Below are 24,667 nucleotides of genomic sequence, written 5' to 3' on the forward strand. Positions count from 1 at the left end.
GTCAGTGCCTCCCCAGTAATTCAGCGGCTGCCATCGCGCAGCTTCTGCCTGCGGTGGTACCGGCGCGGCCATGCAGTTCGAACCAGTCGCTGGGCAGGCCACAGCCGCAGCTCGATCCGGGATGCAGGGTGGCCAGATCGCTCATGACCACCGCGTGTGCGGGACTCGACGAAATGTAAGGCGAAACGAACCCCAGCAAGCCTTGTCGACCGTAGGGCTGGACGGAAAAATCCTCCGGATTGCGCACGTAAACCCTGGCGTAAACCGGCACATGGAAATGGTGATGTGCGCATTCGATGTAAGGCACCGCGTGCTCGACTGCGCCGTAACCGTCGCGGCAACGCGCTGTCTCGATGCCCAATTGCGCGGCGATGCGTGCATACAGTTGTTGTTTGGGAATTTCGTCGCTGGCGCGGGTTTTCCAGCCACCGCCAAAAAACACCAGTGACTGTTGCGGCAGTGTCAGCGCTGGCACCTCGGTGGCCTGCATATGTTGCAGCGCCTGCCAGAGAAACGCCGGGAAGCCGAAAATTCGCACGGGGAGGCCTTCTTCTGCGAATGCCTGCAGCGCTGTGATGACGCCAAAAAGATCAAACTGATGGCCTTGGCCATTGCTGCGTAACGCGTAGACCACCCGATTCGCCGGAGCGAAGCGGCACAGAAACTGGTCGGTAAAGGATGTTCCGAGGGTGATTTCACCGTGCGGCTCGTAACTGAGCAGCAGGTAATTGCAGGGCGTATCCGCGGTATCCCAAGCGTAGTGATGGAAAATTCGTTCGACCATGAACTGTGCGCGCGACAGGCTACGCTGATCGTAGCGCATGCGGCTTTTCTGCCCGCTGGTGCCGGATGAGGTCAGTTCCACGGCGTTTTCTGCGCTGGGGCTGAGCAACACCTGCTGCTTGAAAAAGTTGGCGAGAATGGGCGGCAGTCGCGACCAGTCACGAAGGCCGTCGAGGTCGCGGACAGTCAGGCCATTGGCATGCAACCAATGTTCGTAGCCAGGTGTGTGTTGACAATGGTACTGGCTGATCTCACGCATGGCATGATCGAACAGGTCTGCCTGTACGGCGTCCAGGCAATAGGGATTCGGCAATGCACACAGCGCATCGCAGGCGGGTAGTTGAAGCATGTCGATTGTCCTTTTACTGATCGCAAGCGGCTGCGCGATTGCGGCTGGTCAACAAGCCCTGCAGCAGAGGCAGGCACATCAGGCCACTGAAGGCGGCGCAGAGCGCGAAGAGTTCGAGGCGTGCGCCGCCGCCGATGGTTGCAATCAGCCCGCCGCCAAGGCCCATGAGCGCAATCGACAACATGCCGACCAGCGCTGAAACCAGGCCCTTGCTGTCATCGCTGGCAAACAGTGCGAGGCGGTACAGCGCCGCATTGCTCATGCCCAGCCCGACCGCATACACCGACAGACTGGCGACCACCGGCGCGAGGCCGACGCCGAACAAAGCGCAGCCAATCAATGCGAGCAAACCGGTGCAGAACGGCCAGAGCGCCAGTCGGATAATCCGGGGCAGGGAATACGTGGGTAATAAACGGTCGAGAATCAGATTGCCGGCGATCACTGCGGTGAAAATCGGGATCTGCCACAGGCCATATTGCACAGGCGTCAGGTCAAGCAACTGCATCAGCAGCAGCGGTGCCAGACCGATCCAGGCAATCAGCGGCAAGCTCATCAGCCCCAGCGCGAGGCTTGCGGCGAGAAAGCGTCGATTGCCCAGCAGTGCGCGGTAGCGTTGCCAGGTCTGCTGCCAGGAAAATTCAATTGGCGCTTGTCGGTGCCCGTCGCGCCGGGTCATTCCGATCGTCTCCGGCATCCAGACAAACAGCCCCAGCCAGACCAGCAAAGCGGCAACGCCCAGACTCAGAAACAGCTCGCGCCATGACATCCATTGCAGCAGAACGACACCCAGCAATGGCCCGATCAGCGGCGACAACAGCGCGATATTGCCGAGCAGCGCCATCAGGCGCACCGCATCGGCCTCACAGAACACTTCCTGCAAGGCCGGGTAGCTGACCGCGACAACAAAGCCAATGCCCATGCCTTGCAACAGCCGCAGCAGATTGAACGCGGCAATACTCTGGCTGACGAATGCCGCCGCGCACGCCGCCGCAAACAAGGCGCAGCCGATCAGCAACATGCGGCGTCGCCCCCATTGATCGGACAGCGGCCCGATCAGCCATTGCAGGCAAACCCCGCCCAACAGATAGAGGTTGAAGGCGTGAGGAACATGCCGCGCATCAGCCTGCAACTCGCGGGTTACGCCGAGCATGGCCGGCATGACCAGGTCGCTGGCCATGTAGGTCAACAGTTCAAAGGCGCTGATTGCCAGGCAGAAGCCCAGCACCTGTCGCGGGCCGATGGGTATAAGTGTTCTCTGCATAAACATCCCTGTTTGTATATCGAAGTAGTTCCCAGAGACTAAGTGCCGCAGACTGCCGCAACCTATTGTTTTGCTGCGACAGCAAATTTCAAATGCTTGCAACTTGTTTACTGCGGCGCGATTTTGTTTAGCGCAGCAACAGCAAAGCCCGCGTTGGCGGGCCTTGATGGTTCTCAAACGGGCTGGAGATGTTCAGCTGCGGTCAATGTATCGACGCGGAGGGAGGGGAATAACCCCGTTCTAGCGATGTTGATAATAGCCAGGGCCTCCCTGGTCATAACGGTGATGATCGCCATGCCCGTGGGGGAAGATGATGCAGCCACTGAGCGTGAGCAGTGCCAGAACGGGAATCAACCAGGTGATGCGACGCAGCATTTGAAAAATCCTCAGGGTGACGCCGCCAGCAAGCCAAAACGCTTGCGCGGCTGTAACATGAGACCCCGCTTGCTGCGGCGCATTCCGGTAACACGGTAAGTGCATGGCATGCAATTGGATACAAACCGGATACATATCAGAGTTACAGGAAGCCGCAATGACCCAGAAGCAACGCTTGATTTATTCGATTCTGATCGCCTTGTCGGTCCTGGCGATCATGCTGGGCCTTTCGTGGCTGCAAAACGCCGGGATGATCACCGAGAAGACGTTCCAGTTCGTTGCGATCGCTGTGGCGGTCGTCGTCGTGATCATCAACGGCGTGATGCGCCGCAAGGTCAAGCCTTGACGGTGATCGTCGCCCGCCTCAATCGTGACTGAGGACCGCTGCAGCCTGTGGATGCAGGCTGTAGCTTTTGTCTTCATTGAAGGTGATCACGCCTTCGGCACATAAACGTTTGAGCACTTCGCGCACACTGAGAAAAGACAGCGGGATGTCCAGATCCAGCAATTGGCTATGGACACCGCGCACGCCCAGACGCCGCTCGCTTTGTGCCGCAACCAGCAAGGCGTCAATGACTTTCAGACGAATCAGGCTGGTGCGCAGGCCGAAACTTTTCAGCAGCAACCGGATGCGTTCGTTGCCGTGTCGCTCGCCGCGTGGGCCGAAATTGCTCGCGTTCTGGCTCATGGAAATTCCTTGGGGGGCCTGGCTACCGTCCGTTGGTAGTTGCGAGTTGTACATGCGCTTACTCCTTTTCAGGGCCTGATCGGGAATGGGTTTTTTTGCTCTCTCAGAACTAGACGTATGAGCTTGGCGAATCATGAAAGAAAAGATGTGGAAAATTTGTTGGCCCGATGTTTATTTCTTGTGATTTTTTGGGGGCGTGGCGGCTTCTGGGCCGACCAAGCTCTGGGTGTTTTGGGTGAATATCCGTTTTTTTTGGTGTTGCGGCTGGCGGTTTCGCCCTTACGGCGAGTCCCTTTTTCAAACGCCAAAAAGGAACCAAAAGGCTTTGCTCCTGCGTTCGGCCCTCGCAGGCTCGGGTCCCTTCGCTCCGGGACCGATCCGGGCGCAGCGGCTACGGTTTGCTTCGCTGCACCTCCTTCCGCTGTGTCTGGCTGCGCCAGACGGTCGCTGCGCTCCCACGCCCGGATCGATCCCTCCACTCAGCCTTCCGATGTCGCTGGTTAGGCAAGATCAACATCAAGAGCACGCGAGCTAACGCTCATTGTTGAGTGGTTAGAAGCGGGGGGTTGGCTTTGGTTTTGTGGTGTGGCTGCCCCTCACCCCAGCCCTCTCCCGAGGGAGAGGGAGCCGATTGGTATGCGTTTCAAGTTTTGCGTTCGACGCGCAATTGCAGCTCGATGCAATTCTCAAATTCCCTGCGATCAGTCCCCTCTCCCTCTGGGAGAGGGCTAGAGTGAGGGGCTTTTGATTTTGATCTGGCCGTCGACGTGATCTGACGGGAGCTTCCCGGCGCCCTAAATTTTTCTTCACCTGCTTCGTTTCTTCGACAGGCTCATTGCGCAAGGACGCGTGGGAATTAGCGGGGCGGGTCCGCCGGGTGCTGTGTTTGCGTCGGTGTCCGATCCGCTCTATGGCATGTTGATCAGGAGCAAGCGTGATTATTTACAGACAATTAACCAGGCTGACGTTGGCTGGCGTTTTTCTGGGCGTGAGTTGTTCAGCTCATGCGTTGAGCCCAGCCAGCGGGGCCAGTGCCGATATTCGCCGGACCGCTTTTGGTGTGCCGCATATTCGTGCGCAGGACGAGCGCGGGCTCGGGTTCGGGATTGGTTATGCGTATGCGCAGGACAATCTGTGCCTGCTGGCCAATGAGATCGTTACGGTCAATGGCCAGCGTTCGCGGTATTTCGGGCCGGATCAGTTCACGGTCGAGCAGCGCGAAAACCGCGTCAGCGATGTGTTTTTCACCTGGTTGAATACGCCGGAGGCGGTTGATGGCTTCTGGCAGGCGCAACCGGGGCCGGTACGTGATCTGGTCGAGGGTTATGCCGCTGGCTACAACCGTTATCTGGCCGAACGCCGCAAGCAGGGCTTGCCGCAGCAATGTCAGGGTGAGTGGGTGCGCGACATCGCAGCGCAGGATCTGGTCAAGCTCACCCGGCGTTTGCTGGTCGAGGGCGGGGTCGGGCAGTTTGCCGAAGCCCTGGCCGGTGCCACCGCGCCGCAAGCGACAGCTGCCATTCGCCAGGGGGCGCAGGCTTATCGGCTGGCCGATGCCCGTCAACAACGTTTTGCCCTTGATCGCGGCAGCAACGCCGTGGCCGTGGGCAGTGAGCGCTCGTTCAACGGGCGCGGGATGCTGCTGGCCAATCCGCATTTTCCGTGGGTCGGCGGCATGCGTTTTTATCAGATGCACCTGACCATTCCCGGCAAACTCGACGTCATGGGCGCAGCGTTGCCGGGGCTGCCGATGATCAACATTGGTTTCAACCAGCATCTGGCGTGGACGCATACGGTCGACTCGTCCAAACACTTCACGCTGTATCGCCTGCAACTGGATCCGAAGGACTCCACCCGTTATCTGCTCGATGGCCAGTCGATGCCGATGCACAAGCAGACCGTGACCGTGCAGGTCAAGCAGGCCGACGGCCAGGTCGTGCCGGTGAGCAAGGATGTCTACAGCTCGCAGTTCGGGCCGATTGTGCAGTGGCCGGGCAAGCTCGACTGGGACCATCAGTATGCCTATAGCCTGCGCGACGCCAACCTCGATAACGATCGCGTGCTGAAACAATGGTACGCCATGAATCAGGCGTCCACGCTCCAGCAGTTGCAGGATTCGGTGCACACGATTCAGGGCATACCGTGGGTCAACACCCTGGCCGTCGATGACAAGGGCCAGACGCTGTACATGAACCTTTCGGTGGTGCCCAACGTCAATGCCGAGAAACTGGCCAAATGCAGCGATCCACGGATGGGCACGCAACTGATCGTGCTCGACGGTTCCAACGACGCCTGCGCCTGGGATAGCGACCCGCAAGCCGCACAGAAGGGCATTTATGCGGCCAGCCAGTTGCCGCAACTGCTGCGCAAGGACTTCGTTCAGCATTCCAACGACTCGGCATGGCTGGCCAACCCGGCGCAACCGCTCACCGGGTTCTCGCCGCTGATCAGCCAGGACGGCCAACCGCTGGGCTTGCGATCACGTTTCGCCCTTGATCGCCTGGGCACGCTGAGCAAAAAAGGCTCGCTGGCGGTCAAGGACCTGCAACAGATGGTGATGGACGATCAGGTGTATCTGGCGACTCAGGTGGTGCCGGATCTGCTGAAGTTCTGTGAATCTGACCTTGGCGCGGATGCAAAGGCTCTGCAACCGGTTTGTGCCAGTCTCACTGCTTGGGACGGTCGGGCGAATCTGAACGCGGGCGTGGGGCTGGTGCATTTCCAGAACATCATGCAGGCCTTGCAAGCCGTGCCGGAAGTCTGGCGTGTCGGCTTCGATCCGAAGGATGCGCAACATACGCCGCGCGGTCTGGCGGTCGAGCAGCCGGAAGTGGCCAAGGCTCTGCGCGGGGCGATGCTGGCGTCATTGGAGACCAGCAGGAAAATGGGCCTCGACGAGAAAACCCGCTGGGGTGATATCCAGGTCGTCAGCAGTGGCGGGCGGCAAACGCCGATTCATGGTGGGCCCGGCACCTTGGGGATCTACAACGCAATCCAGAGTGTGCCGCGTGAAGACGGCAAACTCGAAGTGATCAGTGGCACCAGTTATCTGCAAGTGGTGAGCTTCGATGACAAGGGGCCGCACGCTCAAGGGCTGTTGGCGTTCTCGTTATCGAGCGATCCGGCATCGAAATACTCGCGGGATCAGACTGAAGCGTTTTCGAAGAAACAGTGGAGTGTTCTGCCGTTCACTGAGCAGCAGATCCAGGCAGACCCGCAGTATCAGGTGCAGACCGTTGGCGAGACACTGGATAAGGCGGGGAAAGTGGCCGCTCAATAAACCCGAAGGTAGATGAAGCAAATGAAGGCCGCATCCCGCAAGGGGCGCGGCCTTCAGCTTTTCGGCGGCTGTTGCGGTATCGAGTTGATTACCGGATTGCCTTCCTTGTTGCGCGTCAGATAGACGGGCAGCACTTTGGGCAGGCTGTCGGGCAAGTTGTTCAGCGCTTTGATGTTGTAAATGCCGCCCACGCGAATTGAGCCGGTCCGCGTATCCGCCAGCTCCAGTGGTTTGGTCAAGTAGCGGTTGATCAGGGGCAATGCTTCGCTCAGTGCGAGATTGTCCAATACCAGTTTGCCGTCGCGCCAGGTCAGCGAAGTGTCGCTGGCGTAGGTCTGGCTGATCTGCGGCATGTAATCGCCACGCTGGTAACGCGCCTGCATCGACGGCCCAAGGCGCAGACCATCCCCGGGCAACGAGCGGTTGCTGGTCACCAGCACCGAACCTTCGACGAGGTTGACGCGCACTTGATCGTTATACATCCAGACATTGAAGCGCGTCCCCGTGACGCGGATCTCGCCTTCGCCTGCACGCACCACGAAAGGGTGCGACACATCATGGCTGACGGAGAAGAATGCCTCACCCTGCTTGAGGGCCACCCGGCGCTCGTCCTTGTAATTGCTGAAAGTCAGATCTGTATTCAGGTTCAGTTCCAACTGGCTGCCATCACTTAGCGTGACCTGGCGGATCTCCCCAGTAGCGGAAAAATGCTGATAGCTGTTGGGCAGCCAGCCCAGATTCCAGCCCGAATATGCCGCCAGCGGCAACGCGAGGGCACAGACACCTGCGGCTATCGCCCATTGGCGCCACGGGCGTGAAGACCGTGCCGCGGGCATGAACGGCGCAGGCTCGGCGCGCGGCAAGTGTCCGGCTACGTCCCAGATTTCCAGCATGGCCTCGTATTCGAATGCATGCAGCGGGTGCGCGTCGTGCCATTGCTGAAAGGCGCGCCGCTCTTGCGCCGTGCAATCAGCGGCGTGCACGCGCATGCACCAATGCGCAGCGGCATCGGTGATCGCATCGTATTCGGCTTCCGAGAGGGTGTCTTGGGTCATGGACTCGTCCTGATTTCGCACATTCTAACCTTCTGGGGAAGTGGCCGAGAACTGCCGTCATGGCATTTACCCATCAAATTGGAACTTATTTTTTCCTCAGGCACCCAAAAAACAGGACGCCAATGACCACTATCCATAAATGGAGTGAAAAAATGATCAAACACACTTTTGCCGCTTTGATTGCCACCGCCGCCTTGCTCAGCACGGGCGCTGCGTTAGCCGATAAACCGGGTGCTGGCTGGATCACCATCGAAAAAGCCATCGAGGTTGCCAAGACCAAAGCAGGCTATGTCGAAGTCTACGAGATCGGCGCCGACAATGATGGTTATTGGGAAGGGGAAGGGCGCAAGGCCGATGGCGTTGTCTACGAGTTCCGCATCGACGGCGCCTCGGGCAATGTATTGCGCGATCAGAAGGACTGAGCTCAGCCGGCGCGACTCATTGCTTCACGCGAATGCGCAGGCCTTGGGCCTGCGCATTTTTTTGCGCCGGTTATGCCGACGGCATGTCGCGGGTCTGGCTGGAGGCTGGCGCCGGCAACGGGAGCGGCGCTGGCAACGGGTCGAGTTGCCGGCCCATTTCGCTGATGAGCAAGGCGATCGAATCGGCGTTGGCCAGGATAACTTCAATCCTGGCATCTGCCGAGACTGCACTGCGGAAGGCCTTGCGCGCATCGGCGAGATTTTTGGTCCTGGTCAGGGCAAGTAGTCTGTCCAGCACCTTGGCTAGCCTGGGCAATTTGTCCAGGTCGACCAACGCACCGTTGTCATCTCTATCCACGAACAATTGAGATGCCGCAGTGAAGCGGGAAAAACTCTGGCGCAAACGGTCTGCATCGTCTTTGAGCAATTGCCCTTCTGCCGTGGCCGTATCGATGAGGTCAGGAAACGGCGCGAATGCTTCCACCGAACCGAAGTCTTCGGTTTTAAACAGCAAGTGCGACAGTTCGTGAATCAGCGCAACCGCACGGGCGTGGGAATCCACATTGAACCGCGCAGGCAGGTAAGCCGTGTAAGGGTCCATACCCGGGTTGAAGAACACTTCGGTCAGGTGAACAATCTTTCGTTTGTCCTCATTGAAAACGAAGGCAACAGTGGTATCGCCGTAACGGGAGTTCAGCCCGGCGAAAAAGCGCTCGGTATAGAGCAGGTCATCTTTCGGATCGGTCAGTTCGCGGCAAAGCGGGATAATGACCGCTTCGATTTTTTTCAGCAGCGACGGGGTAACCTGCGAGACCTCGAAGACATCCTTGAACAGACGCTCCAACCGAGTGCCCGCCAGATTGCCGCGGTGAATGACATAGTTATGCAGGCAGTTGAGCGCGTAGGTACGTGCGCGAACGACAGCTTGCTGTATGACGAAGGCGCGGGCGGGATAGCGCTTGTTGATTTGCGCCATTCCCTTGGCCTGGATATACATCAGATAAGAGCGGCTGCGCTCGACTTCGATTTGCTCACGATCGCGTTGCCTCGATCGACAGCGATGGACAGGCTTGCTGCGACGGGCAAGAACCAGTCTGCCGTTGTTTTGCTCAAGCTCTGGTCCTTGCCCGTCCTCCGTGTGATGCAGGTACCAGGTTTTTTCAGACTCAATGACCGGATAGACCTTGCCAGCGATCGCCGCGTATTTCTGCGTGCCAGAAGCGTTGCGATATACCAGTTTGTTGCCTTCGAGGGTGAGGTCTTGCAGCGCGATGCTGGTTTCAAACGATTGCAAATCAAGCCGAGTGGCCGTGACGGGTGAGACTTTGTTCCAGCGCGGCGCGGTTTTTACCGGGTTGTTGGTCGTGGTTTCGCTCATGGCGGCAGCGGCCTCGGTGGCGAATACCTCAGTGGTTTGTTCCTCTTCGTTTTGCCACGACAGCTGACCGAGACTGAACAGCGAGATCGCCCCGCTGATAAAACTTTTCAGCGCGTTTGACCAATGGTGTTGCTGCAGGTCTTCGGCGGAGTCTTTGAAGTCGTTATAGCTTTTCCATAGATAAAACAACGAGGCGAGCTTGCCTGGCAACAAGTGAGGCACCAGGCGTACACCGCTGCTGAAGAGAAACTTCGCGGCCTCCCAATCGGATTGCGCTTCGATTTGCATTTGGCAACCGAGCAGTCGTGGCAGCAGGTCGAGGGTGTCCTTGTGCAGCCGCTCCAGCAGGTTGCCGCGGATGGGGATGCTCTGAAGCGTGATCTCGCTGGTTTGGCCAAGGGTCGTCTTCAGCAGGTTGCTGAACACGGCTTGTTGCCCGGACGGCAGGCGGCGTATCACCAGATCCTGAAAATGCCCGGGTGCGTTCAGCGCCTCGATCAACTGTGTTTCAGCTTCGAATTCACGAAACACGAAGCGCGAAAATGGCGCATAGAGCACCAGCGGCCCGCTTTGCCCGGCGCCCGAGCTGATGACATACAGCCCGAGAGCGGTGATGGCGTCGGCTCCGCTGGTCTTGATCAATGACAGCGGACTGACGACAGCCTGCGCCTGTGCCACGGTGGCGCGGGCGATTGCATCGGGCATGTCCAGCACCTGGCATATCGCGTCGTAGCCGGTGTCTGACAATTTCTGCTGCAACTTCAGCGAATGGGCGTGCTGCATCAAATGCCAGGGCAACTGGCGCAGAAAGCGTTCTTTACTGGTGCGCGCCGACGCTGTGTCAGCGGTCAGTGCGTCGCTGACTTTGCGCGCATAGGTGGTTGTGATTGCCAGCGACTGCAGCAATTGCTTGACCGCTGACTGATCGAGTTTCGCCGGCAATGGCGTGGCGGTCAGCGAGGCGACCTTGAAACCGGTGCCTTGCACGACATTGAAGTGATGCGAGGCAAAATCGAGCAGGTGGCAGGCCGGACCGGCAAGCATCAGATTCGGGGTGATCAGAATATCCGTCGGCTTGAGGCCGTTTTTGGGAAATCTGGCGTCGAGCAAGGTCTGCAATGTTTGTTCGACATACGCAGACAAGGCCGGCACATCATCAAGAAAATCCTTGCCATCGACAAAGCTGTCCCGCAGTTGATCCAGCAAGGCGAGCTGCGTGCGCTGTTCCGGGATCGGCGCCATCTGTAACCAGTCGGGATAGTCCAGCTGGCGGGCCAGGGCCTTAGCGAGTTCGATGGCGCGAACAAGGTTGGTGTTGATCGAGGAACGAGTCATTTGCTCGAGGAAGCGTGCAAGCGTGTCCTTGTCTTCGATGCATTGGCGCAGCATCCGGCAATGGTCGAGGAAATGCTCGATGGCCGACCGCATGCGATCGCTTGCCACACTGCCGTCAATCAACTGGAAGCTGCCGAGCGTGCAGGTTTCGTCCAGCCGCTGTTGTGCGGTGGGCAAGTTTTCCAGCAGCGTTTGGCACTGGTTTTTGTCGTCCAGGCGGTTCTGCAGGGCTTCTTGCGCAAGGGCGATATCGTTGAACGACTCCAGGCCAACCGCTGGCGTCCACAGGATCGCGCGACCGGAGTGCGCGACATCGAGACCACCGCGTTCGGTCAACAGAACGCAGTGGGCAAGTGGCAGCGTGCCGGTCTCGCCGGGCCCGGTAAGCGTGAGCGACCATGCATCAGGGCGAAAACCGTTGAGCGATTTACGCGCCGTGCGGGTCGGCTTCCTGGCATCGAACACCGTGTCGACGATGTTGCGCTCGGCTGCCAGCCACGTTCCGCTGAGGTGGTTGATATTCGCCTCGGCACGAATACCGTCTTCGAACGCCTTCGCCAGTTTCCACAATATGGCCTGCAGAAAGCGCTCTTGCTCGGCGTTGTTGGCGGTTGGCTGAGCGCGCAGATTACTGCTGAGATTGTCCTCTTCTCGCTCAAGCTTGAGCGCCAGTTGCGCCACCTTGTCTGCCTGCACCACTGAGGAAGGCGGGGTGCTGGCAAACAGTGGACGGGTGCTCCAGCGCTCATTGACCTCCAGCTTGAGCAAGCGCTCGTGGAGCATCGAGCGGATATCCAGCGCCTTGTCGAAAAGCGCGTGAATATCAATCGATTGTTCATTCTGGCGAAACCGCTGCAAGGCAAATTCGACGTTCTGGCGCTGCTTGGTCAGTATCGCCTCAAACAGCGTCGCGATGATGTCGCCGCCGATGTGCTGGCCGGAGACCTGCGGATCGATCAATTCCAGATAGCGATTACGTTCTTCAAGGCTCATAAGACCGTACAGCTCGTCTTCATGACCACCGGCATCGAGTTTGGCAGTCAGTGTTTGCTTGAGGTCGGCGTAATCGTCAAGCACTTGCAGGCCCTGAGTGGGGGTATAGAGGTAGGCCTTGGCGTGATTGATCATCAATGAGCCAGCCAGTTCAACCGAGGTCGTTTCCTTGCGCAAGCACACCGTTTCGAAAGTGGGCCGACGCACAGCCGTGTGCGACTCGCGGATCACACTGTGCAGGGCATCGAACTCCCTGGCATCGAGGATGTTTGTTTCGCGCTTGATCATCAGGTCAGCTCGCGCCAAGTCCTTTAGCGTCTGGCGCAAGAATGCGCGTCTGGGCGAGCCTTCGAAGGAGGGCGCGTTCCAGTAAGCCTCCAGCTGTCGAAACAACAGCATGGTCAGCTTTCCCGATGCGGATCTGAGCGCGTCTGCCCAGGCTTTCTGATCATTGTCGTCACTGGAGCGAGCAGGGTGCGAGAATTCGGCTGACTGACCACGCGGCCAGCCCTGACGGCGCAAATGCACAAGCAGTGCTTCATGCAATGACAGCGAATTGATCCGCTGCCTGCGATCGCCGGCGGTGGCGCCGCTGGTCGAATACAGGCTGACGCGGGTCTGCGCCTGCTGCAGTCCAGCGAAGTGCGGTGCCAGCAGTTCGTCGAGAATCTTGTCCAGCAGGGTTGTCAGCGATGGCAGACGTTTCAGTTCGTCCAGCACATCACGCAGGCCAATATTGCGAGCTTCGTCGATTGCGCACTGCTGATCCGTGAACACGTCGCCGTCGATCGTTTCGCGAGTAAAGGTGATACCGCCTTTCTCCACCACTTCCTTGCGCCGGGAGACGCTGATGAAGGCCAGCAGCTCATCGTGTTCACCGGCCTCGTCGAGCCGCGCTTGCAAGGCCTCGGTCAGTGCATCTTCATCGCTGTACTTTTTCAGGCCGTCGTAGGGCGTATAGAGAAACACACCGCCGTCATCCGGGCCGGCGCTCAGAATGAAGCTACCGGCGAGGGGGACGGCCAACTGTTTGTCAGCGTTGAGCAAAATGCGTTCGGCAAGCATCGGTGGCGTCTGTTCCTTGCGCAGGGCGTGCGTCGCCAACTGCACATGGGCCAGCCAATCGAAGTCTTTGCTGTTCAAACCATGCGTTTTGGCCAGCTCGGTATGCAGGCCGGTGGATTGCAGAATTTCGGGAAAAAGCAGCGGGGCGGTGGTGCTGGACATCGTCGTAGCTCTGAGCGGAAGCCATGGGCAGGGCATTCACGATAGATTCGCCACTCGACGCACTGGCGGTACCGGGTTACCGCACCCACCGCGCTGAAATCTGCCACGCCCATGCGCGCGTCATCCTTGAACCAGCCGAGGGTTGACAGCCGACCGCTGCGCCATGGTTAATCGCAGGGCAAGTCGTCCGTACGCTGTTGTTCCCTCCAATAATCATTCTGGAGCTTCAGATGTCTGCGCCACACGATCATGTGCCCTCTGCTGTCTCGTCCGCGTTGTCCCTGGAAGCGCTGACGCAATTGCTTGAAACGATTTTTCTGCGCCACGGCACCTCCGCCGACGTCGCCCGTGTGCTCGCCGCCAACTGTGCAGCGGCCGAGCGCGACGGTGCCCACAGTCACGGTGTGTTCAGGATGCCCGGATACGTGTCGACGCTGAAAAGCGGCTGGGTCAATGGCCACGCCGTGCCAAAAGTCGAAGACGTCGCCGCCGGCTTCGTGCGCGTTGACGCCGGCAACGGTTTCGCCCAACCGGCATTGGCCGCCGCCCGCCCGTTATTGGTGGAAAAGGCCCGTCACGCCGGGATCGCCGTACTGGCGATCCGTAACTCGCACCACTTCGCAGCGTTGTGGCCGGATGTCGAACCCTTTGCCGATGAAGGGCTGGTGGCGCTCAGTGTGGTCAACAGCATGACCTGCGTCGTCCCCCACGGCGCCGATCGCCCACTGTTCGGCACCAACCCGATCGCCTTCGCCGCCCCCCGCGCTGGCGCCGCGCCCATCGTCTTCGACCTGGCGACCAGCGCCATCGCCCACGGCGACGTCCAGATCGCCGCCCGCAAAGGCGAACGCCTGCCGCCCGGCATGGGCGTCGACAGCCTCGGCCAACCGACCCAGGACCCCAAAGCCATCCTCGAAGGCGGCGCGCTCCTGCCATTCGGCGGCCACAAAGGCTCGGCATTGTCGATGATGGTCGAACTGCTGGCAGCGGCACTCACTGGCGGCAACTTCTCCTTCGAATTCGACTGGTCCAACCACCCCGGTGCGAAAACCCCATGGACCGGCCAACTGCTCATCGTCATCGACCCCAGCAAAGCCGCCGGCCAAAGCTTCGCCGAACGCAGCGGCGAACTGGTTCGCCAGATGCACAGCGTCGGCCTCAAGCGCCTGCCCGGCGATCGCCGTCATTGGCAACGCAGCCGCTCACTGGCTGAAGGAATCGTGCTGGATGCGCAGACGCTTGGGCAATTGCGGGAATTGGCGGGAGAGTAAGCCAGGATCAAAAGCCCCTCACCCTAGCCCTCTCCCGGAGGGAGAGGGGACTGACCGCGGTGATTGGAAGACGTACGCCAACATGCAATACCGAATTGAACACAAATCTTGAAACCAACCGAAATCGGCTCCCTAAACGCCTGCCAGGCGACCGCCGGCATGGGCAGCGCAGCCGCTCAGTGGCTGAAGGCATCGTGCTGGATGCGCAGACGCTTGGGCAATTGCGGGAATTGGCGGGAGAGTAAGCCAGGATCAAAAGCCCCACCCTAGCCCTCTCCCGGAGGGAGAGGGGACTGACCGCGGTGATTGGAAGACGTACGCCAACATGCAGTACCGAATTGAACACAAATCTTGGAACCAACTGAAATCGGCTCCCTCTCCAAGGGGAGAGGGCTGGGGTGAGGGGCAGCCACACAACCAATCCAAAGCCAACCCCCCGCTTCTAACCACTCAACAATGAGCGTTAGCTCGAGTGCTTTTGATCTTGCCTAACCGGCCCCATCGGCAGGCTGAGTGGAGGGATCGATCCGGGCGTGGGAGCGCAGCGACCGTCTGGCGCAGCCAGACACAGCGGAAGGAGGTGCAGCGAAGCAAACCGTAGCCGCTGCGCCCGGATCGGTCCCGGAGCGAAGGAACCCGAGCTTGCGAGGGCCGAACGCAGGGGCCCAGCGTTTTGGTTACTTTTGGGCGTCTGCAAAAGTGACCCGCTGTAAGAGCGGAACCGCCAGCCGCAACACCCAAAGAATCGGATATACACCCAAAACCCCAAGAGCCTGGTCGGCCCAGAGGCCGCCAAGTCCAAAAAACCAAACACAAAAAAAAAGCGAACCCAAAGATCCGCTTTTTCCCAAATCAAAAAAACCTCAACGTCGGCCAAGCAACAACCCGACCACCAACCCGAACCCGGCCGAAATCGCCACCGTCTGCCAAGGATGACCCCCTATATAGGTCTCGGTCGCCTCGACCGCGGGCTTGGTCCGATCCCGTACATTCGACACCGAATCCAGCGCCTGCTGCAATTTCAAAGCGATTTGACCACGAAGCGTTTCCGCCTCCTCGCCGACCAGTGAAGCACTGCTCTTGAGCAACTTGTCCGATTCTTCAATCAGCGCCTGAAGTTCGCTGAACGCCTGATCCTTGATTTGTTCTTCAGCGGCTTGCACGGCAGATTTGCGGGCCATGGGTGACTCCTTGCAGATGAATGGACAGTGAGCAATGGAGTATGGCGCAACGCAAAAAGTTGCACGCCAACTCTCCTCAACAGAAAAACCTGCCCCGGAGAATTCGACTGACCGTGTAAGATGTCGCCATTTTACGCAGCAGGATAAATCCCCATGAGTTTCAATCTGGCCGACAAATCACTCGCAGAGCGCGCCGCGCTGGAAGATGAGAAATCCCGTCTGTTCGAACTCTGGCAGAACAATCTGGGCAAAGCCAAAGGCGAGGCCGCGCGGTTGTTTGGCGAGCGCGCCAAACGCAAAGGCAAATGGGCCGAATGGGTCCGCGCAGAACTCGACGGCATGTCGCCGCCGGAATTCGCCAACATGGTGCGCAGTGAAGTCAATCGACTGATGGCTGCGAGCAAGTAACGCTCAGTTGAAGGTCGCGGCAATCACCTCGCGAACCTTGACCACCAGCGGATCGATCTGCGCGCTGGTACGCCAGCCCAGTTCGATCGGGTAACGCGGCAATGGCAGCGGGCAGGGCAGCAATGCCAGACCGCTGAGCGCCGCAATGCTTTCGGCGGCGTGCGCCGGTATCGTCGCCACCGCACGGCTGCCCTTGAGCAACCAGGGCAGCGCGGCAAAATGCGTAGTCGACGCACAGACCCGGCGACTCAAGCCCAGTGCTGCCAAACCCTCATCGGTAATGCCGATAAAGCCGCCGGACGACACCAGAATGTGCTCGCGGGCGACAAACTCCTCCAGCCCGATCTGTTCCTGGCCGGGCGCGAGACTCGACGGCTCGACCAGGCACGCATAACCGCCTTCACCCAGCACCTGCCGGCTGAGCAAACGCTCGGCAAAACCACCGGCGGTAATCGCCAGATCAATGCTGCGCTCCATCAGCGCGCGAGCGACGATCTGGCTGTGGGTCTGGCGAAATATCACGCGTAACTTCGGCAGGCTGCAGGCAATTTCTTCGATCAGGCGCCGGCCATAGGCAATCTCGAAATCATCGGAAAGGCCGATGGTCACCGAGCGCCCGTCGTATTGATTGGCCGCTGGATCGACCATCGCCAGGCTTTGCCGACATTTATTCAACGCTTCGCTGACCACCGGTTTCAACTGATTGGCCTTGAGCGTCGGCGCGAGGCCGCGCCCGGTGCGCACGAACAACTGATCGCCGTAAACCTCGCGCAACCGCCGCAGTGCTGCGCTGACTGCCGATTGCGTGACGCCCAGACGCAGGGCAGCGCGGCTGGCGCTGGATTCTTCGTGCAGGGCTTCGAACACTTTCAGCAGATTGAGGTCGATGTTGGCGATATTCATTTGGTTCATATCATTCAGCAGTGAGCGGGGCTTTATTCATGATCGCGTGGCGCCGCAGAATCGGCAACCACTGAACCTGACGGAGTTACTGCGATGCCCAAATCCATTGTCGCTGCCCTGCAAATCGGCTCATTGCCCGCCGGCAAACAAGCCACCCTCGAGCAGATTCTGAGCTGGGAAACCGCGATCAGCGAAGCCGGCGCGGCGCTGGTGGTCATGCCCGAAGCGTTGCTCGGCGGTTACCCGAAAGGCGAAAGCTTCGGCACGCAACTGGGCTATCGCCTGCCCGAGGGCCGTGAAGCCTATGCCCGCTACTTCGCCAACGCGATTGACGTGCCGGGCGCAGAAACCGATGCGCTCGCCGGGCTGTCCGCGCGTACCGGAGCCAACCTGGTGATCGGCGTGATCGAGCGCGCCGGCAGCACCCTGTATTGCACCGCGCTGTACTTCGACCCGCAGGCCGGACTGGTCGGCAAGCACCGCAAACTGATGCCGACCGGCACCGAAAGGCTGATCTGGGGCAAGGGCGATGGCTCGACCTTGCCGGTGTTCGACACTCAGGTCGGCAAGCTCGGCGCGGTGGTGTGCTGGGAAAACATGATGCCGTTGCTGCGCACGGCGATGTACGCCAAAGGCATCGAGGTCTGGTGTGCGCCGACGGTTGACGAGCGTGAAATGTGGCAAGTGAGCATGCGTCACATCGCCCATGAAGGGCGTTGTTTTGTGGTCAGCGCCTGCCAGGTCCAGGCCTCGCCGAACGAACTGGGCGTGGACATCGCCAACTGGCCAGCAGACCGTCCGCTGATTGCCGGCGGCAGCGTGATTGTCGGCCCAATGGGTGACGTGCTGGCAGGACCGTTACGCGGCGAAGCCGGGCTGCTCACTGCAGAAATCAACACCGACGAACTGGTGCGCGCACGTTACGACTACGACGTTGTCGGCCACTATGCGCGGCCGGACGTATTCGAGTTATCCGTCGATGAACGCGCCAAGCCCGGAGTGCGCTTCAACAATTGACTGACGCCTAACTCAAATCCCTGTGGGAGCGAGCCTGCTCGCGAATGCGCTAGCACATCCAACCCATCAGTTGCCTGACAACCCGCTTTCGCGAGCAGGCTCGCTCCCACAATGGTTACGGTTTGCCGCTAATTCTGCGCCCGCCGCAAATACCTGTGGGAGCGAGCCTGCTCGCGAATGCGTCAGCTGATTCAACACACAAGTTGACTGACACCCCGCTTTCGCGAGCAGGCTCGCTCCCACAATGATTTGAGTTTAATCCGCGAAACCTGCGTTCACCGCAACCCTGAGAGAAAGCCTTTCGTTACCACGTTGCGGCACTCGCCCTGGGCAAACTCAACGTGCCGCTGTCCACAAAACGCATAGTGCCGAACAGCCCTCCCGCGAGTTTGCCGCGCAGGACGTAAGGCAGGTTGTCGAGGGTTTGTGTCTGGCTCAGGCCCAGGGTCTGGCGCAGGACCGAGAATGCGGAAATGCTCACCGGTACGCTGACGATGGTTTCGGAAAAGCGCGGGATCGAGCCGCTCTGATCGCTTACGCCCGAGGCCAGTGAATGGCCGTTGACCTCCAGATCGAGGGCGATGCCGTTGTAGTCGATCGCGGTTTCGTTGGGATTCTGCACGCGCAGTCTGATCGCGAAGCGTACTTCCAGATCCTGGCTCGGCAATGGTTCGAGACCGACCACGTTGATATTGACCGGATCACGACTGGGGAACAGCGCGCAGGCGCTCAGGGATAACAGCAGCAGCGACAGAATCAGGGCGTGGAGGCGGCGCATAAACGGTCTCTCGAAAAAAGGGCTGAACCGGCGTGTCGGTTCAGCCCTTTTTGTTAAAGGCCAGACATCAGCGGTTCTCTTGTGCGACAGCCACCGCTGGGCCAGGTTCAGCCTTGGCCGGCATGTCCGGGTTTTCCATGACCTGAAGAATAGAAGCTTCCGGATCGAAGTCGTCTTCTTCCAGCTCGATGAATTCCTCCGGCAGGAAGATATTCAGCACAATCGCGCACAGTGCGCCGACGGTGATTGGCGATTCGAAGATGTTGCGCAATGCCTGCGGCAGTTCGCGCAGCACTTCCGGGACCGCCGCGATACCCAGACCCATGCCCAGCGAGATTGCGACGATCAGCATGTTGCGTCGATGCAGGCCGGCTTCGGCGAGGATCTTGATCCCGGCCACGGCGACGGTGCCAAACATCACCAGTTCGGCACCGCCGAGCACGGGTTTCGGCATCAACTGCAGCACCGCGCCGATCATCGGGAACAGACCGAGAATCACCAGCAACCCGGCAATGAAGAAAGCGACATAGCGGCTGGCCACACCGGTGAGCTGAATCACCCCGTTGTTCTGCGCGAAGGTGACCATCGGCATGCTGTTGAACACTGCGGCCATGGCCGAATTGAGACCGTCAGCAAGCAGGCCGGACTTGATCCGGCGAATGTACAGCGGACCCTTGACCGGTTGCCGCGAAATCATCGAGTTGGCGGTCAGATCACCGGCCGCTTCCAGTGGCGAAACGAGGAAGATCACCGCCACCGGCACGAACGCCACCCAGTCGAAATTGAAGCCATATTTGAACGGCACCGGCACGCTGAACAGCGGCACGGCGGGCATCGCGGCGAAATCCACCGTGCCCATCAGCCACGCAACGACATAACCGAGGGTCAGGCCGATGACGATCGCGCCCAGGCGCAGGAACGGCACGTCGACCCGGTTCAGCACGACGATGGTGCCGATCACCAGCGCCGCCAGAAACACATGGCTGGCCGCGCCCAGGTCTGCTGCGCCAAAGCCGCCGGCGATGTCGGTCATTGCCACTTTGATCAGCGACAGGCCCATCAAGGTGATGATCGTGCCGGTGACCACCGGGGTGATCAGCATGCGCAGTTTGCCGATGAACTGGCTCAGCACCACTTCGATGAACGCGGCGAAAAAGCACACGCCGAAGATTGTCGAGAGGATTTCGTCGGTGCCGCCACCGCGCGCCTTGACCATGAAACCGGCGCTGAGAATCACGCTGATAAAGGAAAAACTCGTACCTTGCAGACACAGCAGACCAGAGCCGACCGGGCCGAAGCGCTTGGCCTGGACGAACGTGCCGAGCCCGGAAACGAACAGAGCCATGCTGATCAGGTAAGGAATTTCGCTTTGCAGGCCGAGGGCGCCGCCCATGATCAGGGTCGGCGTGATGATCCCGACGAAGCTGGCCAGTACGTGTTGCAGCGCGGCAAACACGGTGGCAGTCAGGTGCGGGCGGTCGTTGAGGCCGTAGATCAGGTCATTGTTGCGCGGGGTGTTTTCAGAGGCGGTCATGGTGTTTTGCGCGCTGCGAAGCGGGGCCGGGTCAGAAAATGGAGGCGCAGGATGCCGCAAGCGGGCGGCGAGGGCAACGAGCAATAACTGCCCGAAAGGTCAGCTTTTAAGGGCGCTGCCGGCTAAATCGATTCATGTGAACGCGCGGCCCTCACTGATCGTTCCCACGCTCCTGCGTGGGAATGCAGCCCGTCTCATGCAGAGCCGAACACCGAGCCTCCATAGAGGCATTCCCGCGCCGGAGCATGGAAACGATCCCGCTGACCCCTCAAGCTCCTGCCATTTTCTGACATCAGCCTCTGCTAATCTGCGAGGTCTTTCCGACCAGAGCCTGCCCATCGTGTCGCGTACCACCCGACTGTTGACCCTGTTGCAAGTGCTGCGTGGCAAAAAGCGCCCGGTGACTGCCGCGACCTTGGCCGCTGAGCTGCAAGTGTCCGAGCGCACGCTCTATCGCGACATCGCCGAGCTGACTGCCCTTGGCGCGCCGATTCAAGGCGAGGCGGGAATCGGCTATGTGTTGCGCAACGGTCTGTTCCTGCCACCGCTGATGCTCAACGCCGAAGAAACCGAAGCCATCGTCCTCGGTTTGCGCTATGTCGATCAGCGCGGCGATGAAATATTGAGCAAAGCGGCGGCTGATGCTTTGGCCAAGATTGCCGCCGTGCTTGACCCGCAAGCGCAGGAAGCATTACGCAATCCCACCGTGCTGCCGGGGCCGCCGGGCTACGGTTTTCCGCAGAACGCCGTGCCGCTGAACGTGTTTCGTCATGCCATTCGTGACCAGGCCAAACTGCACATCGATTACGCCGACGCGCAGCAGGTGCCGAGTCAGCGGCTGATCTGGCCCTTGGCACTGGGTTTTCTCAATGAAGTGCGGATCATCGTCGCCTGGTGTGAATTGCGCAGTGCCTATCGGACGTTTCGAACCGACCGCATCAGCGCTGCGAATCTGCAGGGCGAGGCTTATCCGGGCCGGCGCAGCGACCTGTTGCGCACTTGGCGCAAGCAGATGCAACTGGACGAAGAAGGCCGTTTCACTCCTGACAAAAACTGACATGACGCTGTTTTAGGATGGTCGCAGAATCAGACAACAAGGAGCTGCAACCATGTCCCATCCCGTCTCTGCACTGGCCCCGGCGATCGCTGCGTATATCGATGCGGCAAACGCCCGCGACACATCGCGGGTGACCAGTTTTTTCGCCGAGGATGCCAACGTGTTCGATGAAGCCCAGCATCAGGTCGGTTCTCAAGCCATCGCGCAATGGATGCACGACACCGGGCAACGCTATCAGCCACGCGTTGAAGTGCTGAAGGTGCAACAGCGCACCGGCAAGGTGCTGGTCCACGGACTGGTTTCCGGGACATTCCCAGGCAGTCCGGCCCAGTTGCGCTATACGTTCCGATTGAATGAACAAGGGAAAATTGCCCGGCTGGATATTTCCCTGTAGCCGTCGTGGCATACTGCCGCGCATGAATTTCGACTCCCCCTTAAGCGCCTGGCAATACGCGGTCCAGCACAATGGCTTCGTCCAGGATGAAGCCCAGGAACACGCGGTCTGGGCCCTGCAAAAATGCCACGAAGCGCTGCACGCCGGCGCTCGTTCGGTCGCCGGCGTTTATCTGTGGGGCCCGGTCGGGCGCGGCAAGACCTGGCTGATGGATCAGTTCCACCAGAGCCTGCGGGTGTCGGCGCGACGCCAGCATTTTCATCACTTCATGGGCTGGGTGCATCAGCGCTCGTTCCAGTTGACCGGGATTGCCGATCCGTTGCGCGCGCTGGCCAAAGAGCTGGCGGCTGAGGTGAAAGTGCTGTGCTTCGATGAGTTGTTCGTCAACGACATCGGTGACGCGATCATTCTCGGGCGGTTGTTTCAGGTGATGTTCGACGAAGGCGTGGTGATCGTTTGCACATCCAACCTGCCGCCGGACGAGTTGTACGCCGACGGCTTCAATCGCGACCGTTTCGTCCCGGCGATTGCCGCGATCAAGGCGCATATGCAGGTGATTGCGGTGAATGGCGCTGAGGATCACCGTTTGCATCCGGGCACTGTGGAACAGCGGTATTTTGTCGCCAGCAGTCATTCGCCAAGCCCATTGGCGGATGTGTTCAATGGATTGGCCGAGGGGCAATCGGTCAGTATCGAACCGGTCCCGGTCGGGCACCGCCAGCTCAATGTCGTACAGGCATCCGAACACGTGCTGTGGTGTCGTTACGCCGACTTGTGCGAGCAACCGTTCGCCGCCATGGACTTCATCGCGCTGTGCGATCGCTATCGGGCTATTCTGTTGAGCGAGGTGCCAAATCTCAGCGCACGCAAGCGCGAAGGGCGCATTGCCCGTGGCACCGAGGATGGCGCCGAACGCGTGGTCGCGGGCGATCGGGAACTGCCGCAGTTGTCGGTACATGACGACGGTGTGCGGCGGTTCATCGCGCTGGTCGATGAGTGCTACGACCGCAAGGTGCCGTTGTACGTTGAGGCCGAAGTGCCGATGGCCGCGCTGTATACCGAGGGTTATCTGGAATTCCCGTTCCGCCGCACCCTCAGTCGCTTGCAGGAGATGCAATTGCAGCGCTTTGCCAACGCTTGAGCGAAAAGGGTGCCGAGATGAGTCAACCGTTGTCCCATCACTTGCTGACCCTGGCTTATCAGAATGCCTGGGCCAATCATCGTCTGGCCACGGCCTGGCGCCAGCTCAGCGCGGCGGATCTTGCGGCGCCGCGAGTAAGCTTTTTCCCGAGTATTCGCTTGACGCTGAACCATATCCTGACGTGTGACTGGTTTTACGTCGATGCACTGGAGCGCGAACTGCGCGGGGCTGAACCGCATCCTGACTGCTATGTATTTTTCAATGCAGACGAGCCGTTTACTGACGCCGTTCAACTGCGTGAAGAACAGGCTCGCGTCGACCGTCGGTTGATCGCCTATTGCGAGCAACTGCGCGATGCCGATCTGAACCGAATCGTCACCATCGCCCGCGACACGCCCCAGCACGACAGCCGCCTGCGCTTGCTGTCGCATCTGTTCGAACACCAGATCCATCACCGCGGCCAGGTGCACGCGATGCTTAGCGATACTTCGGTGAAACCGCCGCAACTGGACGAGTTTTTCTGCGCCGGCGAAAGCGCGTTGCGTGCTGCAGACTTCGCCGAACTCGGCTGGACCGAGGAATTGATCTGGGGCCACGCCTGATCTTGCAGATTTGCCGGTTGCTCAGCGGTATGTGGCCGCGTTAAGGTCAGGCAGCCTATCAGTGTGTACCTTGCGCACCGGGGCTTTTGTCTGTTCGGGGATGGAAATGGATTCCGCAGAAATTCTGGTACTTCAGGCCAGCTACAGCAACCCAACGCACGCCGAAGCCATCGGCATTGTGCTCAATCACTATGCAGAAGACCCAATGGGCGGCGGCCACTCGCTCGATCCGGACCTGCTGCGCCGACTGCCCGAAGAACTCGCCCGCCGCCCGCACGCGTTCAGCGTACTGGCCTTCGTCGGCGGCGAACCGGCGGGGCTGGTCAATTGTTTTGAAGGTTTCTCGACCTTCACCTGCAAGCCACTGGTCAATGTTCACGACGTGGCGGTCATGAGCCAGTTCCGTGGCTTGGGTCTGAGCCAGAAGATGCTGCAAAAGGTTGAAGAAATCTCGCGCCAGCGCGGCTGCTGCAAAATTACTCTCGAAGTGCTGGAAGGCAATGCCATTGCGCAGCAGTCGTATCGCAAGTTCGGCTTCGCCCCGGGGATGTTTGATCCGGATCATGGGCGGATGTTGTTCTGGGTAAAGGATCTGAAGGCCTGAAAAGCCCCTCACCCTAACCCTCCCGAAACGTCGGACCGCCCGGAGGGAGAGGGGACTGACCGAGGTGCTTGGGCAAGCTACGCCGACCTGAAATATCGAGCCGAACTCAGATTCTGAAAACGACACAAATCGGCTCCCTCTCCCTCGGGAGAGGGCTGGGGTGAGGGGAAGATTCACCACAAATCCCAAGCCGAACAAGCAACCACCCAACCATAAAAAAAGGCGCCCCCAAAAGGGCGCCTCAACTGTCATCTCCCGGGCCAGAGCGGAGCCACGGAAGGTCCATCGGTTGCTCGGTCAATCCCGGTCGCGGTAGGACTCGGTCACTTGCGCGGTCTGGTCGGCGGGAACGCGAATTTCTTCCGCGTTGGCGTCGCTCTGTTGCGCGCTCTGGCTCTGTTGAACCGGGAAGTTGTCGTAGTAATAGCGCATGCGCTCAGCGCCGCCTTCGGCGAAGACGCTGGCAGAACCCAGGGCAAACAGCCCGGCAAGGATCAGGGTAGAGATTTTCATGGTGCCTCCTACTGAATAAGTGGGAGCCGTTTCGTCCATGAAGCAAAACTCGAAAGGAGTCTCTACCGTGCGAATTAACGCGGGGTTAACGCCCGCTCAGGGTGAGTTTTGCAGCATG

Annotated in this window: 22 protein-coding genes; 11 read left to right on the plus strand and 11 right to left on the minus strand. The window is 59.7% G+C overall.

Features of this window, described 5'->3' with window-relative positions:
- Position 1: 1 nt before the first annotated feature.
- From ACGSLL_RS00520 to ACGSLL_RS00530, 3 genes are all read right to left on the minus strand, one after another.
- Positions 2-1,132: a LuxE/PaaK family acyltransferase gene (locus ACGSLL_RS00520; protein WP_394502087.1), complete on the minus strand. Its 1,131-nt coding sequence runs from the start codon at positions 1,130-1,132 to the stop codon at positions 2-4.
- 13 nt (positions 1,133-1,145) lie between these two features.
- Entirely contained in the window at positions 1,146-2,393 is a 1,248-nt protein-coding gene (locus ACGSLL_RS00525) for an MFS transporter (RefSeq protein WP_394502089.1), read from the minus strand.
- A 240-nt stretch (positions 2,394-2,633) separates the two neighbouring features.
- Positions 2,634-2,768, minus strand: coding sequence for a hypothetical protein (locus tag ACGSLL_RS00530; RefSeq protein ID WP_394502091.1), 135 nt, complete (start codon positions 2,766-2,768; stop codon positions 2,634-2,636).
- Between the two features lie 157 nt (positions 2,769-2,925).
- Here ACGSLL_RS00530 and ACGSLL_RS00535 point away from each other — a divergent pair, with 157 nt between their 5' ends.
- Positions 2,926-3,114, plus strand: a complete 189-nt coding sequence (locus tag ACGSLL_RS00535; protein WP_394502093.1) for a hypothetical protein — start codon at positions 2,926-2,928, stop codon at positions 3,112-3,114.
- 18 nt (positions 3,115-3,132) lie between these two features.
- On the opposite strand, the gene ACGSLL_RS00540 is transcribed toward ACGSLL_RS00535, so the two are convergent.
- Positions 3,133-3,510 (minus strand): fe2+ zn2+ uptake regulation protein, encoded by a 378-nt coding sequence (locus ACGSLL_RS00540; protein ID WP_394502095.1) that lies wholly within the window; start codon positions 3,508-3,510, stop codon positions 3,133-3,135.
- A gap of 880 nt (positions 3,511-4,390) precedes the next feature.
- Between ACGSLL_RS00540 and pvdQ the strand changes: the two genes are divergently transcribed.
- The gene (gene pvdQ / locus ACGSLL_RS00545) at positions 4,391-6,736 is read left to right on the plus strand and encodes a bifunctional acylase PvdQ (RefSeq protein ID WP_394502097.1); all 2,346 of its coding nucleotides are present in this window, start codon (positions 4,391-4,393) and stop codon (positions 6,734-6,736) included.
- Positions 6,737-6,789: 53 nt separating this feature from the next.
- Here the strand turns inward: pvdQ and ACGSLL_RS00550 are convergent, their stop codons facing one another.
- Positions 6,790-7,791, minus strand: coding sequence for a FecR family protein (locus tag ACGSLL_RS00550; protein WP_394502099.1), 1,002 nt, complete (start codon positions 7,789-7,791; stop codon positions 6,790-6,792).
- Between the two features lie 152 nt (positions 7,792-7,943).
- On the opposite strand from ACGSLL_RS00550, the gene ACGSLL_RS00555 reads away from it, so the two are divergent.
- Positions 7,944-8,213, plus strand: coding sequence for a PepSY domain-containing protein (locus tag ACGSLL_RS00555; RefSeq protein ID WP_394502101.1), 270 nt, complete (start codon positions 7,944-7,946; stop codon positions 8,211-8,213).
- Positions 8,214-8,283: 70 nt separating this feature from the next.
- Here the strand turns inward: ACGSLL_RS00555 and ACGSLL_RS00560 are convergent, their stop codons facing one another.
- Entirely contained in the window at positions 8,284-13,146 is a 4,863-nt protein-coding gene (locus ACGSLL_RS00560; protein ID WP_394502103.1) for a dermonecrotic toxin domain-containing protein, read from the minus strand.
- 230 nt (positions 13,147-13,376) lie between these two features.
- On the opposite strand from ACGSLL_RS00560, the gene ACGSLL_RS00565 reads away from it, so the two are divergent.
- Positions 13,377-14,417, plus strand: coding sequence for an Ldh family oxidoreductase (locus ACGSLL_RS00565; RefSeq protein WP_394502106.1), 1,041 nt, complete (start codon positions 13,377-13,379; stop codon positions 14,415-14,417).
- An 863-nt stretch (positions 14,418-15,280) separates the two neighbouring features.
- Here ACGSLL_RS00565 and ACGSLL_RS00570 read toward each other — a convergent pair.
- A complete protein-coding gene (locus tag ACGSLL_RS00570) occupies positions 15,281-15,598 on the minus strand; it encodes an ElaB/YgaM/YqjD family protein (protein WP_090283688.1) in 318 nt (105 codons plus the stop codon).
- Positions 15,599-15,751: 153 nt separating this feature from the next.
- Here ACGSLL_RS00570 and ACGSLL_RS00575 point away from each other — a divergent pair, with 153 nt between their 5' ends.
- The gene (locus ACGSLL_RS00575; protein ID WP_095189013.1) at positions 15,752-16,006 is read left to right on the plus strand and encodes a hypothetical protein; all 255 of its coding nucleotides are present in this window, start codon (positions 15,752-15,754) and stop codon (positions 16,004-16,006) included.
- 3 nt (positions 16,007-16,009) lie between these two features.
- Here ACGSLL_RS00575 and ACGSLL_RS00580 read toward each other — a convergent pair whose 3' ends face one another.
- A complete protein-coding gene (locus ACGSLL_RS00580) occupies positions 16,010-16,918 on the minus strand; it encodes a LysR family transcriptional regulator (protein WP_394502109.1) in 909 nt (302 codons plus the stop codon).
- An 84-nt stretch (positions 16,919-17,002) separates the two neighbouring features.
- Between ACGSLL_RS00580 and ACGSLL_RS00585 the strand changes: the two genes are divergently transcribed.
- On the plus strand, positions 17,003-17,926 hold the full coding sequence (locus ACGSLL_RS00585) for a carbon-nitrogen hydrolase family protein (RefSeq protein ID WP_394502111.1): 924 nt from the start codon (positions 17,003-17,005) through the stop codon (positions 17,924-17,926).
- Positions 17,927-18,230: 304 nt separating this feature from the next.
- Here the strand turns inward: ACGSLL_RS00585 and ACGSLL_RS00590 are convergent, their stop codons facing one another.
- Together ACGSLL_RS00590 and ACGSLL_RS00595 are read right to left on the minus strand one after the other, a co-directional pair.
- Complete coding sequence (locus ACGSLL_RS00590) at positions 18,231-18,704, minus strand: LEA/WHy family protein (RefSeq protein ID WP_394502113.1); 474 nt, start codon at positions 18,702-18,704, stop codon at positions 18,231-18,233.
- A gap of 67 nt (positions 18,705-18,771) precedes the next feature.
- The gene (locus ACGSLL_RS00595; RefSeq protein ID WP_394502116.1) at positions 18,772-20,238 is read right to left on the minus strand and encodes a nucleobase:cation symporter-2 family protein; all 1,467 of its coding nucleotides are present in this window, start codon (positions 20,236-20,238) and stop codon (positions 18,772-18,774) included.
- Positions 20,239-20,578: 340 nt separating this feature from the next.
- On the opposite strand from ACGSLL_RS00595, the gene ACGSLL_RS00600 reads away from it, so the two are divergent.
- The 5 genes from ACGSLL_RS00600 (at position 20,579) to ACGSLL_RS00620 (ending at position 24,036) form a co-directional block, all read left to right on the plus strand.
- Positions 20,579-21,295 carry a helix-turn-helix transcriptional regulator gene (locus tag ACGSLL_RS00600; protein WP_394502118.1) on the plus strand — a complete coding sequence of 239 codons (717 nt, stop codon included), beginning with the start codon at positions 20,579-20,581 and terminating at the stop codon, positions 21,293-21,295.
- A 52-nt stretch (positions 21,296-21,347) separates the two neighbouring features.
- Complete coding sequence (locus ACGSLL_RS00605) at positions 21,348-21,689, plus strand: nuclear transport factor 2 family protein (protein WP_394502120.1); 342 nt, start codon at positions 21,348-21,350, stop codon at positions 21,687-21,689.
- 22 nt (positions 21,690-21,711) lie between these two features.
- Positions 21,712-22,830 carry a cell division protein ZapE gene (gene zapE, locus ACGSLL_RS00610; RefSeq protein ID WP_394502122.1) on the plus strand — a complete coding sequence of 373 codons (1,119 nt, stop codon included), beginning with the start codon at positions 21,712-21,714 and terminating at the stop codon, positions 22,828-22,830.
- 17 nt (positions 22,831-22,847) lie between these two features.
- The gene (locus ACGSLL_RS00615; protein ID WP_394502124.1) at positions 22,848-23,432 is read left to right on the plus strand and encodes a DinB family protein; all 585 of its coding nucleotides are present in this window, start codon (positions 22,848-22,850) and stop codon (positions 23,430-23,432) included.
- Between the two features lie 106 nt (positions 23,433-23,538).
- Complete coding sequence (locus tag ACGSLL_RS00620; protein WP_394502126.1) at positions 23,539-24,036, plus strand: GNAT family N-acetyltransferase; 498 nt, start codon at positions 23,539-23,541, stop codon at positions 24,034-24,036.
- Positions 24,037-24,333: 297 nt separating this feature from the next.
- Here ACGSLL_RS00620 and ACGSLL_RS00625 read toward each other — a convergent pair whose 3' ends face one another.
- On the minus strand, positions 24,334-24,549 hold the full coding sequence (locus ACGSLL_RS00625) for a hypothetical protein (RefSeq protein ID WP_394502128.1): 216 nt from the start codon (positions 24,547-24,549) through the stop codon (positions 24,334-24,336).
- Between the last annotated feature and the right edge of the window lie 118 nt (positions 24,550-24,667).

Source organism: Pseudomonas retamae, from assembly GCF_043496865.1.
Lineage (GTDB): Bacteria > Pseudomonadota > Gammaproteobacteria > Pseudomonadales > Pseudomonadaceae > Aquipseudomonas > Aquipseudomonas retamae.